Annotated in this window: 13 protein-coding genes; 9 read left to right on the forward strand and 4 right to left on the reverse strand. The window is 57.2% G+C overall.

Annotation, left to right across the window (positions count from 1 at the left end; genetic code table 11):
- Positions 1–14: 14 nt before the first annotated feature.
- Both ACOTWU_RS06530 and ACOTWU_RS06535 read right to left on the reverse strand, forming a co-directional pair.
- On the reverse strand, positions 15–1,412 hold the full coding sequence (locus ACOTWU_RS06530; RefSeq protein WP_017382823.1) for an MFS transporter: 1,398 nt from the start codon (positions 1,410–1,412) through the stop codon (positions 15–17).
- A 27-nt stretch (positions 1,413–1,439) separates the two neighbouring features.
- The gene (locus ACOTWU_RS06535) at positions 1,440–2,609 is read right to left on the reverse strand and encodes a M20 aminoacylase family protein (protein ID WP_015571720.1); all 1,170 of its coding nucleotides are present in this window, start codon (positions 2,607–2,609) and stop codon (positions 1,440–1,442) included.
- Positions 2,610–2,780: 171 nt separating this feature from the next.
- Here ACOTWU_RS06535 and ACOTWU_RS06540 point away from each other — a divergent pair, with 171 nt between their 5' ends.
- Positions 2,781–5,135: a helix-turn-helix domain-containing protein gene (locus tag ACOTWU_RS06540; protein WP_252049357.1), complete on the forward strand. Its 2,355-nt coding sequence runs from the start codon at positions 2,781–2,783 to the stop codon at positions 5,133–5,135.
- On the opposite strand, the gene queD is transcribed toward ACOTWU_RS06540, so the two are convergent.
- Positions 5,120–5,485, reverse strand: coding sequence for a 6-carboxytetrahydropterin synthase QueD (gene queD, locus ACOTWU_RS06545; RefSeq protein ID WP_006811776.1), 366 nt, complete (start codon positions 5,483–5,485; stop codon positions 5,120–5,122). The genes ACOTWU_RS06540 and queD overlap by 16 nt on opposite strands.
- A 303-nt stretch (positions 5,486–5,788) precedes the next feature.
- Here queD and cysJ point away from each other — a divergent pair, with 303 nt between their 5' ends.
- From cysJ to cysH, 3 genes are all read left to right on the forward strand, one after another.
- Entirely contained in the window at positions 5,789–7,594 is a 1,806-nt protein-coding gene (gene cysJ, locus ACOTWU_RS06550; protein ID WP_032619140.1) for an NADPH-dependent assimilatory sulfite reductase flavoprotein subunit, read from the forward strand.
- Positions 7,594–9,306 (forward strand): assimilatory sulfite reductase (NADPH) hemoprotein subunit, encoded by a 1,713-nt coding sequence (cysI, locus tag ACOTWU_RS06555; RefSeq protein WP_015571717.1) that lies wholly within the window; start codon positions 7,594–7,596, stop codon positions 9,304–9,306. The genes cysJ and cysI overlap by 1 nt, the downstream gene beginning before the upstream one ends.
- Positions 9,307–9,405: 99 nt before the next feature.
- Entirely contained in the window at positions 9,406–10,140 is a 735-nt protein-coding gene (gene cysH, locus ACOTWU_RS06560) for a phosphoadenosine phosphosulfate reductase (RefSeq protein ID WP_015571716.1), read from the forward strand.
- A 93-nt stretch (positions 10,141–10,233) separates the two neighbouring features.
- Here the strand turns inward: cysH and ACOTWU_RS06565 are convergent, their stop codons facing one another.
- A complete protein-coding gene (locus tag ACOTWU_RS06565) occupies positions 10,234–11,277 on the reverse strand; it encodes an aminopeptidase (RefSeq protein ID WP_015571715.1) in 1,044 nt (347 codons plus the stop codon).
- A gap of 237 nt (positions 11,278–11,514) precedes the next feature.
- On the opposite strand from ACOTWU_RS06565, the gene cysG reads away from it, so the two are divergent.
- The 5 genes from cysG to ACOTWU_RS06590 are packed head-to-tail and all read left to right on the forward strand — an operon-like array spanning position 11,515 to position 16,215.
- Positions 11,515–12,873 (forward strand): siroheme synthase CysG, encoded by a 1,359-nt coding sequence (cysG, locus tag ACOTWU_RS06570; RefSeq protein WP_023304331.1) that lies wholly within the window; start codon positions 11,515–11,517, stop codon positions 12,871–12,873.
- A 9-nt stretch (positions 12,874–12,882) separates the two neighbouring features.
- Positions 12,883–13,791 (forward strand): sulfate adenylyltransferase subunit CysD, encoded by a 909-nt coding sequence (gene cysD / locus ACOTWU_RS06575; protein ID WP_006811770.1) that lies wholly within the window; start codon positions 12,883–12,885, stop codon positions 13,789–13,791.
- 9 nt (positions 13,792–13,800) lie between these two features.
- Entirely contained in the window at positions 13,801–15,225 is a 1,425-nt protein-coding gene (gene cysN / locus ACOTWU_RS06580) for a sulfate adenylyltransferase subunit CysN (protein ID WP_058689535.1), read from the forward strand.
- Complete coding sequence (cysC, locus tag ACOTWU_RS06585) at positions 15,225–15,830, forward strand: adenylyl-sulfate kinase (RefSeq protein WP_015571713.1); 606 nt, start codon at positions 15,225–15,227, stop codon at positions 15,828–15,830. Before cysN ends, cysC begins: the two co-directional genes overlap by 1 nt.
- 58 nt (positions 15,831–15,888) lie before the next feature.
- Complete coding sequence (locus ACOTWU_RS06590; protein WP_006811767.1) at positions 15,889–16,215, forward strand: DUF3561 family protein; 327 nt, start codon at positions 15,889–15,891, stop codon at positions 16,213–16,215.
- The last annotated feature ends 8 nt before the right edge of the window (positions 16,216–16,223 follow it).

Below are 16,223 nucleotides of genomic sequence, written 5' to 3' on the forward strand. Positions count from 1 at the left end.
TTTTGTGGCCCCGCTTAACGCGGGGCTTTTGTTGTTGGCAGTAAAGCCCAGGTCACGACTGCCGACCCAAGGCAAATCGCACTGTTGAAAAGCAAGGCATACTGCGCGGCACTGGCCGTTCCCATCGGCAGCCATAGCGCGTACAGCGATGCGGTGACCGCGATACCCATTGCGCCGCCCAGGGAACTGCCCATCTTATAGATCCCAGAAGCCACCCCCACTTTGTTTTCAGGGGCATTCATTACCGCCGTGTCCGTTGAGGGCGTGGCGTAACATCCGAGCCCCAGCCCGAATAAAATATTGCTCAGAAAAACGGTAACAATGTAGACCTCTTTGCTTAAGAAGGTGCATGAAATCAGCGAAATACCTGTTGCGGTCAGCAGCGGGCCGGTCATCATCGGCAGCCTGGCGCCATAGCGCTGAAGCAGTTTTTCACCCACCCGGATCATCGCCAGTACGGTAACCAGATACCCCAGCGTCATCATGCCTGTCTGTAGCGGTGACAGATGATGGCCTTGCTGCAACCAGATGCTGGCGATCATCATGGTGCCAATGCAGCCGTTGAGCAGGAAATTTGAGAATACCGAGGCGCTATAGGCCCGGTTTTTAAACAGGGCGAAATCGATCAGCGCCGCATCGCCTTTCCGCCGCCCGGTAACGATAAAGCACATCAGTGCAATCACGGCTCCACACAGTACAAGAAGCGATAAACTGCTGCTCCAGCCCCAGCTGTGTCCTTTGCTGATAAACAGATTGAACAGCACCAGCATAAGGACAAAACTCACCAGGCCGCTGATATCCAGTTTGTGTCGACACGCATCAGGGCTGCGGCTTTCCGGCGTGGCGCGGATAAGCAATAGCGCGACCAGAGCCACCACCATCGACAGAATAAAAATCCAGCGCCAGCCCAGCGTGGTGGCGATGGCGCCTCCCACAAACGAGCTCAGGCCACTCCCGCCCCATGAACCGATAACCCAGAAACTGATTGCGCGCTGGCGTGCTTTACCTTCATACCAGGTTTTAATCAGCGCCAGCGTGGCGGGCATAATGCAGGCCGCTGATAGCCCCTGTATCGCTCGTCCCAACAGAAACAGGACGGGCTCCCATGAAATGAACAGCAGACCACTCCCGATCATGCTCAGGATCAGGCCAATCATGGTCAGGCGCATGCGCCCAAACTTATCGGCAAACCCACCGCAGGCGACGACAAAACAGCCGCTGAACAACGCGCTCAGGCTGACGGCCAGCGTAAGGGTTTCGAGGGCAATATCGAGGCTATTCTGCATGGCCGGAACCACGTTGATAACCGACTGGGCAAACAGCCAGAATGTCAGAACGCTCATGACGATACCCGCCAGCAGCCGATCGTTACCGGCGTAGGCGGATGCGCCTGTCAGGGAAACGGTACTCATAGTGCAGCCCTCCCGGGAAGGTGCGAATCAGCGCAGATAGTGTTCGGTCAGTGCGGCCCACAGCGCCGCGCCGGTGAGGAGAATGTTGTCGTTAAAGTCGTAGCCCGGGTTATGTACCATGCAGCGGTCAGGCTCATCCCCGGCGCCAAGCGTGAAATAGCATCCATTGGGATTTTTCTCGAGCATGAAAGCAAAGTCCTCGCTGCCCATAAACGCATTGACCTCCGCGACGGCATCCTGACCGAACAGATCGGTGGCGACGCTGCGCACCATCTCGTTGGCTTGCGGATTGTTTTTCAGCACCGGGCTGCCGTTAATGTGTCGAATGGTGGCCGTCGCATTGAAACTTTCCGCCTGTGCAACGGCGATATCATGGATACGCTGTAGCACGGTTTGCCGCACGCGTTCATCCAGCGTGCGTACGGTAAGTTTCATCAACACTTTGTCGTTGATAATGTTAGGGGCGTGCCCGGCCTGAATGCTGCCTACGGTAACGACGGCTGGCTGGAAGGGGGTAATGTTGCGCGAAACAATGGACTGCAACGCGATAGTGATATGACAGGCAACCAGGGTGGCGTCAACGGTATGTTCTGGCACCGCGCCGTGACCACCCACGCCGTTAACCTCAATATGAAGGGTGTCGGAAGAGGCCATCATGGCGCCATCGCGCAGACCAATTTTTCCGAGGGGCTGTGACGGCATATTGTGCAGACCAAAGATGTGGTCGCAGGGGAACAGGTCAAACAAACCGTCCTCTACCATAACGCGTCCGCCATACAGAAGTTCTTCCGCGGGCTGAAAAATAAGGTGCAGCGTGCCGTTAAAATTACGGGTGCGTGCCAGGTACTCCGCTGCATACAGGAGCGTTGTGGTGTGGCCGTCATGACCGCAGCCGTGGAATTTACCCTCAACGGTACTGCTCCACGCCTTGCCGTTGTTTTCCTGCATTGGCAGCGCATCCATATCGGCGCGCAGGCCCAGGCGTTTATGCCCGTTACCCACCTTCAGTGTGCCGACCACACCGGTTTTCGCCAGGCCGCGATGAACCTCATATCCCCATTCCTGAAGCAGAGCTGCAACGCGATCGCTCGTGTTGTGCTCCTCAAAACCAATTTCAGGATGCTGATGAAAATAGTGACGTAATTCAGTGAACCGGGCTTCGTTGCCACGCAGAGCTTCGATAATTGGATGTGTCATTTTTGTTATCCTTTTTCTGCCAAACGATGATAATTTCGAGTCTATGACGATCGTCCCGCCTGAAAATGCATTTTTTTGTTGTAAAGCGACGGCTTTATTTTGATTGTTTTTCATACAATTCAGTTATGACAAAAAAGATCAGGTCATTTTTTGTCTTTGGTGAGGGGTAAGATGGCGCAATGGGGAGATGAGTTTTGGATAGAGATTCAGGACATTCGCCACTGCGTGGAGGATGAAGGCGATACGCTAACGTTGCTCTGGGTGCTGGAAGGGCGGGCAGAGCTGAACACCGAAGTGGGACATGACATCCTGGAGGCCAATACCCTTGCTATCATCAACCGTCATCGGCGCTGGCAGTTCACGAGCGAAACGGCAAATGTCACCCTGCGCGTAACCCTTTCCGGGCGCTGGGTCGTCCAGCTCTGCAATGATTTTTTTGCCCATGATTATGCTGTACCGGCAGAAGCCGGAGGCGTCTGGCCCCAATGCGATGCGCTTCGCGATCTGCTGCGCCAGCTTCTTGTGGTCACCCTCATCAACGACCCGCACCGCTACCGGCTGGAGGCGTACCGCTGGCTGAGCGAGATATTGCTGTTGCTGACCAGCCGCTTTCAACAGCCCGCTCGTATGCTGTCCCGGGAACTTTCCTCAGCGCACAGCAAACGCATCGCCCGGGTGATAGAGCGGATCAATGCCAGTTATTCCCGCCGTATTACGCTTGCGGAAATCGCCGCGAGTGAATATGTCTCTGAAGCCTGGCTCTCTCGTCTCTTTCGCAAGGAGGTGGGGATCAGTTTCATGCAGTACATCACCCACCTGCGGCTGGAAAAGGCGGCCGACGCTCTCCGGCTGACGAACCGACCGCTGCATCAGATTGCGCTTGAGCAGGGTTTCGCCAGCACGCGTATGATGAGCGATCGGTTCAGGCGTGTTCACAATATGTCTCCGGGTGAGTTTCGTAAGGCCCGGCGCCAGCACCCGGAGGCGGCACGTATTCGGACGGACAGGCGTGAGCAGCGCTATCCGGTCGCCGTGGACAAGCTGTTTAGCCTGCTCAATGAACCGGTGGCGCGCGGTTGGGGAGCCTCGCCGCTCATCGTTCATCCGCAGCAGGAGCAGAGCCTGGATCTTGAGCAGCTTAATCCTCTTTCTGCCTCGCTGCGCCGTATGCGGGTGGTCATTACCCTGCGTGAGCTCGACGATTTGCTGCGTGAGGACGTTCGACAAAATCTGGAGGCGATAAATGAGGCCATTCCCATTGAGGGGATTGATATCGCCGAACCTTTTCTCAGCAGTCGTCTGTTTGCCACCGGGTGGGATGACCCCCAGATGGCGGGCTACGCCTGCTGGTACAATCTGCATCAGCTCTTCACCTGGCTGGCAAAAAAGCATTGGACGGTGCTACTGCACACCGGCGTAACGACCCGTCGCGATCTTCTTACCCGTTTTTTACAACAGTCGGTTAATCATTTTTCGCCAGAGATCACCGCGGGCTGGCACTTCGTCATGCACTGGTCAACACAGGCGAGTGAGGAGACCCGGGAGCAGGTCTGGCTGGCCCAGCAAAAGGCAATACGAACTTATCTTCCGCAGGCAAAGTTTGGTTTATGGCACCGATTTGCCCCCGTCAGCGCGGGCGTAAGCGACGATACCCTGTTCAGTTCAGCCATCCTGATGCAGGCCGATTTTCTTGCCTGTTCGGCCGATGCCAATGAGCTTCTCGATCCCGCGCAGCTGGAGGCAACCCCTCTCTCCCCAACGGAAAATTATCCGATACTGAAGGTCCGCCAGATCCTCGCCGCCCTTCGCCTGCGTAAATGTTCGCTTCCCGTCTGGCTTCTCTCCTGGAATACCCTCACCGGCAACACGCGGGCGACAAACGGCTGGTTTTTTCGTGGGGCGCTGCTGATGCAGAACCTGCTCGGGCTTTCGGAGCAGGTCTGGCTGGCGGGATTCTGGCTCAATTCGGGCCTTCAGGGAGAAGCTCGTGCGAACAACACCATCGATACCTCAAGCCTGGCGCTACAGTATAACCATGGTCTGCCGCGTCCGGTTTATTGGGTACTCTGGCTCTGGCAACGTCTGCGGGGCGAGGTGCTGGTCAATGATAAGCGTGTCCTGCTTACGCGCCATCGCAATGGTTATCAGCTGTTGCTGCGTAATGTGGTGGTTTTTAATCCGCTCCTTTCCAGTGAAGAAGCATTCATCCAGCGTTTTCGCCAGCAGTATCATTTACACCTGAAGGGAATGCGCGGTAAATGGCGAATTAAATGTCATCTGTTTGATCAGCACAACGGCGCGCTCTATCCGTTACTTGAAGGGGTTGGCAGCGAAAGCGGCCCTGATGAAGAGATGTGGCGCTGGATAGCGCATAAAGCGCGTCCAACGCTTTCCGTACGCGATGAACGCCTTTATGACGGCTGGCAACTGAGTGAATCACTGGAGAGTAATGCGCTGGTGCTCTACGAGTTTACGCCGCTCGTGCCTCGTGAGGCCGCAACGGAGGAGATTCACTCCCCGCGGTAGACGCAGCCTGCCGTGCAGGTCTCTTTGATCATCACTGCGCTCAGCAGCGGGACCAGCGGTTTCATCTGATCCCAAATCCATTTCGCCAGCACTTCGCTGGTCGGGTTTTCAAGGCCCGGAATATCATTCAGATAGTAGTGATCGAGACGATCGTAGGTCGGCTTAAACGCAGCCTTCAGTTCGGCAAAGTCCATGATCCAGCCCGTATGGGGATCGACTTCACCGGTGATTTCAAGACGCACCATAAACGAGTGTCCATGCAGGCGGCCACATTTGTGCCCGGCAGGAACGTGTGGAAGGTGGTGTGCGGCTTCGAAGGTGAAATCTTTAAACAGTGTGGTGGACATCATAGCTCTCAGGAATGCGGAAAAAACCGCCGCATAGTACCGGAAAGCACAATTTTTATCATTAACTAAAACGGCTCTGAATGGTCACCGCCTCGTATTCATGGTGTTTATCGGCCTTTATTGTTTTATTTCAAATAGTTATTTAATCGCTTTTATCGTTAAGAACGATAACTAAAACAGGTTAGTCCATTTGGTTATTTATTATTTCCATCCCTTCTTTAATTGTTATTATCCCCGCCGTTAACCTTATCTTCAGTTTGGATTTATTCGCTTAAAGTCCGCTTTGCTACTGGAACATAACGACGCATGACAACACAGGCCCCACCTTCAAATTTGCTTCCCCTTAACCCGGAGCAACTGGCGCGCCTACAGGCCGCGACTTCCGATTTTTCACCCACCCAGCTCGCCTGGGTCTCCGGCTATTTCTGGGGAATGCTCAATCAGCAGCCGGGTGCTGTGGCTGGCGTCCCGCCAACGGCCGTTGAAATTCCTGCCATCACGCTTATCTCCGCTTCGCAAACGGGTAATGCCCGTCGTGTGGCCGAAGCGCTGCGTGATGACCTGCTCGCCGCGAAGTTGAACGTCAACCTGGTCAACGCCGGGGATTATAAATTCAAACAGATCGCGTCAGAAAAACTGCTGGTGGTGGTGGCGTCAACGCAGGGGGAAGGTGAGCCTGCGGAAGAAGCCGTCGCGCTGCATAAGTTCCTGTTCTCGAAAAAAGCGCCCAGGCTGGAGGGCACCGCCTTTGCCGTCTTCGGCCTCGGTGATACGTCCTATGAATTTTTCTGCCAGTCCGGTAAAGACTTCGACAGCAAGCTGGCGGAGCTGGGTGCAGAGCGCCTGCTGGATCGCGTAGACGCTGATGTCGAATACCAGGCCGCCGCCGCCGAATGGCGGACGCGCATCGTTGAGGTGCTGAAGGCCCGCGTCCCGAAAGAGACGCCAGCGCAGGCCGCCGTTACCGCAGCGGGCACCGTCAACGAAATCCACACCAGCCCTTACACGAAAGAGGCGCCGCTGACGGCGAGCCTGTCGGTAAACCAGAAAATCACGGGCCGTGATTCGGAAAAAGACGTGCGCCATATCGAAATCGATCTCGGTGACTCCGGCCTGCGTTATCAGCCTGGCGATGCGCTGGGCGTCTGGTATCAGAACGATCCGGCGCTGGTGAAAGAGCTGGTCGAGCTGCTGTGGCTGAAAGGCACGGAGCCGGTCCAGGTGGAAGGTAAAACCTTACCGCTCTCTGAGGCGCTTCAGTGGCATTTCGAGCTGACGGTGAACACCGCCAATATCGTTGAAAACTACGCCACCTTAACGCGCAGCGAGTCCCTTCTGCCGCTGGTGGGGGACAAAGTGAAGTTACAGCATTACGCCGCGACGACGCCGATTGTCGATATGGTGCGTTTCTCCCCGGCACAGCTGGATGCCGACGCGCTGATCGGCCTGCTGCGTCCGCTGACGCCGCGTCTTTACTCCATCGCCTCTTCACAGGCGGAAGTGGAAAACGAAGTCCACATCACCGTTGGCGTGGTGCGTTACGACATCGAAGGCCGCGCGCGGGCGGGCGGGGCGTCGGGCTTCCTGGCCGACCGCGTGGAAGAAGAGGGCGAGGTGCGCGTCTTTATCGAACACAACGACAACTTCCGCCTGCCGGCGAACCCGGAAACGCCGGTGATCATGATTGGCCCGGGCACCGGCATCGCACCGTTCCGCGCCTTTATGCAGCAGCGTGCAGCGGACGAGGCGCCGGGTAAAAACTGGCTGTTCTTCGGCAACCCGCATTTTACTGAAGATTTCCTCTACCAGGTTGAATGGCAGCGCTACGTCAAAGAGGGCGTGCTGACCCGCATCGATCTGGCCTGGTCCCGCGATCAGAAAGAAAAAGTATACGTACAAGACAAACTGCGCGAACAGGGCGCAGAGCTGTGGCGCTGGATCAATGACGGCGCCCACATTTATGTCTGCGGCGACGCCAATCGCATGGCGAAAGACGTTGAGCAGGCACTGCTGGAAGTGATTGCCGAATTCGGCGGTATGGATGCCGAAACGGCGGATGAATTTTTAAGTGAGCTGCGCGTAGAGCGCCGTTATCAGCGAGATGTCTACTAATGAGCGAAAAACATCCTGGCCCACTGGTGGTCGAAGGCAAACTGTCTGATGCCGAGCGCATGAAGGTAGAGAGCAACTACCTGCGCGGTACCATTGCCGAAGATTTAAATGACGGCCTGACCGGCGGTTTCAAAGGCGACAACTTCCTGCTGATCCGTTTCCACGGTATGTACCAGCAGGACGACCGCGATATCCGCGCCGAACGTGCCGAACAGAAGCTGGAGCCGCGTCATGCGATGCTGCTGCGCTGCCGCCTGCCGGGTGGCATCATCACCACCAAACAGTGGCAGGCGATCGACAAGTTTGCCGGTGAAAACACGATTTACGGCAGCATCCGTCTGACTAACCGTCAGACCTTCCAGTTCCACGGCATTCTGAAGAAAAACGTCAAGCCGGTGCACCAGATGCTGCACTCCGTGGGGCTGGACGCGCTGGCGACCGCCAACGACATGAACCGTAACGTGCTTTGCACCTCGAACCCGTATGAGTCCGAGCTGCACGCCGAAGCGTACGAGTGGGCGAAGAAGATCTCCGAGCACCTGCTGCCACGCACGCGTGCCTATGCGGAGATCTGGCTCGATCAGGAGAAAGTCGCGACCACGGACGAAGAGCCGATCCTCGGTCAGACCTACCTGCCGCGCAAATTCAAGACCACGGTGGTTATCCCGCCGCAGAACGATATCGACCTGCACGCCAACGACATGAACTTCGTGGCGATTGCCGAAAATGGCAAGCTGGTCGGCTTTAACCTGCTGGTGGGCGGCGGTTTGTCCATCGAGCATGGGAACAAGAAAACCTACGCCCGCACCGCGAGCGAGTTCGGCTTCCTGCCGCTGGAGCACACGCTGGCCGTGGCTGAGGCGGTGGTTACTACCCAGCGCGACTGGGGCAACCGTACCGACCGTAAAAACGCGAAAACCAAATACACCCTGGAGCGTGTAGGCGTCGAGACGTTCAAAGAAGAAGTGGAGCGTCGCGCGGGGATCAAGTTTGAGCCGATCCGCCCTTACGAATTCACCGGTCGCGGCGATCGCATTGGCTGGGTGAAAGGTATCGATAATAAATGGCACCTGACGCTGTTTATTGAAAACGGTCGTATTCTGGATTATCCGGGCCGCCCGCTGAAAACCGGTCTGCTGGAAATTGCTAAGATCCATAAAGGCGAGTTCCGCATTACCGCCAACCAGAACCTGATTATTGCCGGCGTGCCGGAAAGCCAGAAGGCGAAGATCGAGAAGCTGGCGCGCGATCATGGGTTGATGAATGCGGTTAAACCGCAGCGTGAAAACTCGATGGCCTGCGTGTCGTTCCCGACCTGCCCGCTGGCGATGGCCGAAGCGGAACGTTTCCTGCCGTCCTTCACTGATAAAGTGGAAGCGATTCTGGAAAAACACGGTATTCCGGACGAGCATATTGTTATGCGCGTCACCGGCTGCCCGAACGGCTGCGGTCGCGCGATGCTGGCCGAGCTGGGTCTGGTGGGCAAAGCGCCGGGTCGTTACAACGTGCACCTTGGCGGCAACCGTATGGGGACGCGCATTCCGCGTATGTACCGTGAAAATATTACGGAACCGGAAATTCTTGATTCCATCGACGAGCTTGTCGGGCGCTGGGCGAAAGAGCGCGAAGCGGGTGAAGGCTTCGGCGACTTTACGGTGCGTGCGGGCATCATTCGCCCGGTGCTCGATCCCGCCAGGGATTTCTGGGAGTAACGCATCCTTTGCCCGGTGGCGCTTCGCTTACCGGGCCTACGGGTTTTGTAGGCCGGGCAAACGCAGTGCCGCCCGGCAAAACAGGCAAACGAGGTTCTTATGTCCGTACTCGATCTAAACGCCCTTAATGACCTGCCAAAAGTCGAACGCATTCTGGCCCTGGCAGAAACCAACGCCCAGCTGGAAAAACTCGACGCCGAAGGGCGCGTGGCGTGGGCGCTGGAAAACCTGCCGGGTGACTATGTGCTGTCGTCAAGCTTTGGCATCCAGGCGGCGGTCAGCCTGCACCTGGTGAATCGGCTCCGCCCGGACATTCCGGTGATCCTCACCGATACCGGCTATCTGTTCCCGGAGACCTACCAGTTTATTGACGAGCTGACGGACAAGCTCAAGCTGAACCTCAAAGTTTACCGCGCGACGGAAAGCGCGGCCTGGCAGGAGGCGCGCTACGGCAAGCTGTGGGAACAGGGCGTTGAGGGCATTGAGAAATACAATGAGATCAACAAGGTCGAGCCGATGAACCGGGCGCTGAAAGAGCTGAACGCTCAGACCTGGTTCGCGGGCCTGCGCCGCGAGCAGTCCGGGAGCCGGGCAACGCTGCCGGTGCTGGCGGTGCAGCGCGGCGTGTTCAAAGTGCTGCCGATCATCGACTGGGATAACCGCACGGTGTACCAGTATCTGCAAAAGCACGGGCTGAAGTACCATCCGCTGTGGGATCAAGGCTACCTGTCGGTAGGCGACACCCACACCACGCGTAAATGGGAACCGGGAATGGCGGAAGAAGAGACGCGATTCTTTGGGCTGAAGCGCGAGTGCGGGCTGCACGAAGGGTAATGTCGTTTCGCCCGGTGGCGGCTACGCCTTACCGGGCCTACGTTTCGTGCCGTTGTAGGCCCGGTAAGCGCAGCGCCGCCGGGCTTAATTGCCTCAGGCTTTCCCCGCTTTCGCCAGCTCCTTCACCAGCGGCAGCATCACCTTCACGACATCCCGGCTGCGGTGCTCAATCCGCTGCGGCAGCGCTTTATCAATGTGCTGCTGATTATCCAGCCGCACATCATGCCAGCTGGTGCCGTCCGGAAAGGCTTTCGATTTGCTGCGCTGCTGATAGCCATCTTTTTTGCCCAGCGCCCAGTTCGTCGCCTCGACGTAAAGCACCGGAATGCCCGCCTTATCAAACACTTCACCGTCATTACAGCAGCCTGTGCCTTTAGGATACTGCGGGTTACCGCCCGGATTTGTCGCGGCATAGACGCCATGCGTGCGGGCAAGCGCCAGCGCGCGGTCGCGGGTGAGTTTACGTACGCTGCTCGGCGTGCTCTGTCCGCTATTAAAATAGAGCTTATCCCCCACGATCAGATTATCGAGGTTAATCACCAGCAACGTATTCTTCTTCTCCTCAGCGCTCATGCGCTTAAGGAGATTCTCAGCGCCGAGTTTTCCTTCTTCTTCGCCGCTGGTCGCAACAAAGCGAATGCTGTATTTCGTCGGAATATTCTTCAGGCGTTCGGCCAGCTCAAGCATCACGCCCAGACCCGCCGCATTGTCATCCAGCCCCTGAAGCGTCAGCCCGCCGAGGTTATTATCGACATCGGCGTCGCTCAACGGCGTGTAGGTATCAAGGTGCGCCATAATAATAATCTGCTCAGCCGCCTTTCCTTCGTGCGCCGCAATGACCGTGCTGCCGGTTACGTTATGCCAGTTCTGCGTTTTATTGCGTGTGGTATAGATGTAGCGGCTATGGAAAGCGCGAATGTCGCTCTCATAGCCCATATCCGCAAATTGCTGACGGATATAGTCTGCCGAGAGCATCTCGGCTGGGGTTCCGGTCATACGGCCCGGAAAGACCGTCGCAATATGCCGCGCCTGCATACTGGCTATTTCACCGTAAGATTGATTTTTTGCCTGAGCCGGAAGGATAAAGCAAACGCCGAGCGCCAGGGCAACGAATCGGTGGCGCATTGCGGAAAACATAGTGAGTCCTTAAAAACAGAGCAAAATTTTAACCCGCATAGTATGAAACTGTGATCGGGTAGACACAATTTGAATTGCTCCTAAATGCCCGAAATTTCGCGTGTTAAGCACTTTTTGATATTTGCTTTTCCACGGCGTTATTCCATTGAGTAACTACTCATTCCAATTCGTAATTTCATTCGATCTAAGCCGCCCCCTATAGTCCCTTTATTCGTGGTTGTTAGTGAGTTGTTGCCTGTGGACTATCTCCCCCTTTTTGCTGCCTTAAAAGACCGACCGGTACTGGTTGTCGGGACGGGTGAAATTGCCGATCGCAAAATCGCCTTCCTGCAACGCGCCGGGGCGCAGGTGCAGATCGTTGCAGAGGCGGATTTTGAAGAGTCTCAGATCGACAGCGTGGTGCTGGTGATTGCGGCAACCGAAGATCGGGCGCTCAACCGCCGCATTTCCGACGCAGCTCAGGCCCGTCACCGTCTGGTGAACGTGGTAGACGACCAGCCGTTATGTTCATTTATCTTCCCGTCGATTGTCGACCGCTCGCCGCTGCTGGTGGCGATCTCCTCCGGCGGCACCGCCCCGGTGCTGGCGCGCGTGCTGAGAGAAAAAATCGAAGCGCTGCTGCCGACCAGCCTCGGACGCATGGCGGAGAAGGCCAGCTACTGGCGCAACCATTTGAAAACGCGTCTGACCAGCGTGACGGAACGCCGTCGCTTCTGGGAGCGTGTGTTTCGCGGCCGCTTTGCCAGCCTGATGCAGGCCGGTAACGAGACGGCGGCGCAACAAATTCTCGAAGACGAACTGGATAACCCCGGCAGTACGGGCGGAGAGATCATTCTGGTGGGCGCCGGGCCGGGCGATGCCGGGCTGCTCACGCTGCGTGGCCTCCAGGTTCTTCAGGATGCGGATGTCGTGTTCTATGACCACCTGGTCACCGACGGTATTCGCGAGCTGATCCGCCGTGACGCGGAGCAAATTTGCGTCGGCAAACGTGCCGGCGAGCACTCCGTGCCCCAGCACGACACCAACCAGATGCTGATTGCCGCCGCGAAAGCGGGCAAGACCGTGGTGCGCCTGAAAGGGGGCGACCCGTTTATCTTCGGTCGTGGTGGCGAGGAGTTGCAGGCGGCAGCCGAAGCGGGCGTCCCGTTCCAGGTGGTTCCCGGCATTACGGCGGCGTCTGCCGTCACGGCCTACGCCGGTATTCCGCTGACCCATCGCGATTACGCCCAGAGCGTGACCTTTGTGACCGGGCACTATAAAGCCGACAGCACGCCGTTTGACTGGTCGCATCTCGCCCAGAGCCGACAAACGCTGGCGATTTATATGGGCACGATGAAAGCGGCTGACATCAGCGAACAGCTTATTCAGCACGGTCGCGATGCGACGACGCCGGTAGCGGTGATCTCCCGCGGGACACGCGTCGATCAGCATGTCGCCATCGGCACCTTACAAGACCTTGCAACCCTGGCGAAAGACGCCCCAATGCCCGCCCTGATCGTGGTGGGAGAAGTGGTGCAGCTGCACAGCACGCTCGCCTGGTTCCAACACACAACCGACACAGAAGGCTTTGGCGCTTCTGTTATAAATTTGGCTTAAGGAACGGTTATGGACCAAAAACGACTTACTCACCTGCGGCAGCTCGAAGCGGAAAGTATCCACATTATCCGCGAAGTGGCCGCCGAGTTTTCTAACCCGGTGATGATGTACTCCATCGGTAAAGATTCCAGCGTCATGCTGCACCTGGCGCGTAAAGCGTTTTATCCGGGTACGCTGCCGTTCCCGCTGTTACACGTGGATACCGGCTGGAAATTCCGCGAGATGTACGAGTTTCGTGACCGTACCGCCAAAGCCTACGGCTGCGAGCTGCTGGTGCACAAAAACCCGGAAGGGGTGGCGATGGGCATCAACCCGTTCGTGCACGGCAGCGCCAAGCATACCGACATCATGAAAACCGAAGGGCTGAAGCAGGCGCTGAATAAATACGGTTTTGATGCGGCCTTCGGCGGCGCGCGACGTGACGAAGAGAAATCCCGCGCCAAAGAGCGTATCTACTCTTTCCGCGACCGCTTCCACCGCTGGGACCCGAAAAACCAGCGTCCGGAGCTGTGGCACAACTACAACGGCCAGATCAACAAGGGCGAAAGCATTCGCGTCTTCCCGCTCTCCAACTGGACCGAGCTGGATATCTGGCAGTACATCTATCTGGAAAATATTGAGATCGTTCCGCTGTATCTGGCGGCCGAGCGCCCGGTGCTGGAGCGCGACGGCATGCTGATGATGATCGACGACGATCGCATTGATTTACAGCCGGGCGAAGTGATCAAAAAACAGATGGTCCGTTTCCGTACTCTCGGCTGCTGGCCGTTGACCGGCGCGGTGGAATCCAGTGCGCAGACGCTGCCCGAGATCATCGAGGAGATGCTGGTGTCGACCACCAGTGAGCGACAGGGCCGCGTGATTGACCGCGACCAGGCAGGCTCCATGGAGCTGAAGAAACGTCAGGGTTATTTCTAAGGAGCCGCCATGAATACGACTATTGCCCAACAAATTGCCGATGAAGGCGGCGTAGAAGCTTATCTGCACGCCCAACAGTACAAAAGCCTGCTGCGTTTCCTGACCTGCGGCAGCGTGGATGACGGGAAAAGTACCCTGATTGGTCGTCTGCTGCACGACACGCGCCAGATCTACGAAGATCAGCTCTCTTCCCTGCACAACGACAGTAAACGCCACGGCACCCAGGGCGAAAAACTCGACCTGGCGCTGCTGGTGGACGGCTTGCAGGCGGAGCGCGAGCAGGGCATTACCATTGATGTCGCCTATCGCTACTTCTCTACCGAAAAGCGCAAATTTATTATCGCCGACACCCCGGGGCACGAGCAGTACACCCGTAACATGGCGACCGGCGCGTCCACCTGTGACCTGGCGATCCTGCTGATCGACGCCCGTAAAGGTGTGCTGGATCAGACTCGTCGTCACAGCTTTATCTCTACGCTGCTGGGGATCAAGCATCTGGTGGTGGCGGTGAACAAAATGGATCTGGTGGGCTACAGCGAAGCGCGTTTCGACGAGATCCGCCAGAGCTACCTGACCTTTGCTGAACAGCTGCCGGGCAACCTCGATATTCGCTTTGTGCCGCTGTCGGCGCTGGAAGGGGATAACGTCGCCTCTCAGAGCGCGAACATGCCGTGGTACAGCGGCCCGACGCTGCTGGAAGTGCTGGAAACCGTTGAAATTCAGCGCGTGGTCGATACCCAGCCGATGCGCTTCCCGGTGCAGTACGTGAACCGTCCGAACCTCGATTTCCGCGGCTTCTCCGGTACTCTCGCTTCAGGCTCCGTGAAGGTGGGTCAGCGCGTCAAGGTGCTGCCATCCGGCGTGGAATCGACCATCGCCCGTATCGTCACCTTTGATGGCGATCTGGACGAAGCCGGGGCAGGTGAAGCGGTAACCCTGGTACTGAAAGACGAAATTGATATCAGCCGCGGCGACCTGCTGGTCGACGCGCAGGAAACGCTGGCGGCGGTGCAGGGCGCATCCGTGGATGTAGTGTGGATGGCCGAACAGCCGCTGACCGCAGGCCAGAGCTATGACATTAAAATCGCCGGCAAGAAAACCCGCGCCCGCGTGGACGGCATTCAGTTCCAGGTGGACATCAACAACCTGACCCACCGTGACGTGAGCGAGCTGCCGCTGAACGGCATCGGTCTGGTGGATATGACCTTCGACGAGCCGCTGGTGCTGGATCCGTATCAGCAGAATCCGGTGACGGGCGGGCTGATCTTCATTGACCGCCTGACCAACGTCACCGTCGGTGCCGGCATGGTCCGCGAGCCTGACGCACAGGCGAGCGTGACGTCTGAGTTCAGCGCCTTCGAGCTGGAACTGAACGCGCTGGTGCGTAAGCACTTCCCGCACTGGGGCGCACGCGATCTGCTGGGAGGCAAGTGATGGCCGCCCATGATGAGAACGTCGTCTGGCATCCTCATCCGGTCACCGTCGCCCAGCGCGAACAGCTCCACGGTCACCGTGGGGTTGTGCTGTGGTTTACCGGGCTGTCTGGCTCCGGTAAATCCACGGTGGCAGGCGCACTGGAAGAGGCGCTGCATCAGCAGGGGGTGAGCACCTACCTGCTGGACGGCGACAACGTGCGTCACGGCCTGTGCAGCGATTTAGGGTTCAGCGATGAAGACCGTAAAGAGAACATTCGTCGGGTAGGGGAAGTCGCCAGCCTGATGGCGGATGCCGGGCTGGTGGTGCTAACGGCGTTTATCTCACCGCACCGCGCCGAACGTCAGATGGTGCGTGAGCGCGTGGGGCAGAATCGCTTTATTGAAGTGTTTGTGGATACCCCGCTGGCAATCTGCGAAGCGCGCGATCCAAAAGGGCTGTACAAAAAAGCCCGCGCGGGAGAGCTGCGAAACTTCACCGGCATTGACTCGGTTTACGAAGCGCCTGAATCCCCTGAGATTCATCTGGAAGGCCAACAATTGGTAACAAATTTAGTAAGCCAATTATTAGACCTGCTCAGACGGGACGATATTATCAGATCCTGAGACGGTATCGTTCGGGAGCTGTCTTCCCGAGCGATGAGTCACGGTCACAGGATTAGCTATGCGCAACAGTGAAAACTACATGATTACCACCGGGTCGGAACCGTTAACGACCGACGACGAGACGACCTGGTCCTTCCCTGGGGCGATAGTCGGCTTCGTATCGTGGCTACTGGCGCTGGGTATCCCGTTTTTGATCTACGGTGGTAACACCCTCTTTTTCTTCCTCTATACCTGGCCTTTCTTTCTGGCGCTGATGCCCGTTGCGGTGGTTGTGGGCGTGGCGCTGCACTCCCTTTTCAACGGCAAGCTCCTGTATAGTACGCTCATCACTATCGCCACCGTTGTGGTCATCTTTGGCCTGCTGTTTTTATGGCTGATGGGCTAACTTACGGC

Origin of the sequence: Enterobacter cloacae complex sp. GYL001 (genome assembly GCF_049237125.1) — a bacterium.
Lineage (GTDB): Bacteria > Pseudomonadota > Gammaproteobacteria > Enterobacterales > Enterobacteriaceae > Enterobacter > Enterobacter hormaechei_C.

What these genes read in the sequence shown, in the direction of transcription:
- ACOTWU_RS06530 (WP_017382823.1), bottom strand. Translation starts at nt 1,412, where the DNA reads ATGAGTACCGTTTCCCTGACAGGCGCATCCGCCTACGCCGGTAACGAT.
- ACOTWU_RS06535 (WP_015571720.1), bottom strand. Translation starts at nt 2,609, where the DNA reads ATGACACATCCAATTATCGAAGCTCTGCGTGGCAACGAAGCCCGGTTC.
- ACOTWU_RS06540 (WP_252049357.1), top strand. Translation starts at nt 2,781, where the DNA reads ATGGCGCAATGGGGAGATGAGTTTTGGATAGAGATTCAGGACATTCGC.
- queD (WP_006811776.1), bottom strand. Translation starts at nt 5,485, where the DNA reads ATGATGTCCACCACACTGTTTAAAGATTTCACCTTCGAAGCCGCACAC.
- cysJ (WP_032619140.1), top strand. Translation starts at nt 5,789, where the DNA reads ATGACAACACAGGCCCCACCTTCAAATTTGCTTCCCCTTAACCCGGAG.
- cysI (WP_015571717.1), top strand. Translation starts at nt 7,594, where the DNA reads ATGAGCGAAAAACATCCTGGCCCACTGGTGGTCGAAGGCAAACTGTCT.
- cysH (WP_015571716.1), top strand. Translation starts at nt 9,406, where the DNA reads ATGTCCGTACTCGATCTAAACGCCCTTAATGACCTGCCAAAAGTCGAA.
- ACOTWU_RS06565 (WP_015571715.1), bottom strand. Translation starts at nt 11,277, where the DNA reads ATGTTTTCCGCAATGCGCCACCGATTCGTTGCCCTGGCGCTCGGCGTT.
- cysD (WP_006811770.1), top strand. Translation starts at nt 12,883, where the DNA reads ATGGACCAAAAACGACTTACTCACCTGCGGCAGCTCGAAGCGGAAAGT.
- cysN (WP_058689535.1), top strand. Translation starts at nt 13,801, where the DNA reads ATGAATACGACTATTGCCCAACAAATTGCCGATGAAGGCGGCGTAGAA.
- cysC (WP_015571713.1), top strand. Translation starts at nt 15,225, where the DNA reads ATGGCCGCCCATGATGAGAACGTCGTCTGGCATCCTCATCCGGTCACC.
- ACOTWU_RS06590 (WP_006811767.1), top strand. Translation starts at nt 15,889, where the DNA reads ATGCGCAACAGTGAAAACTACATGATTACCACCGGGTCGGAACCGTTA.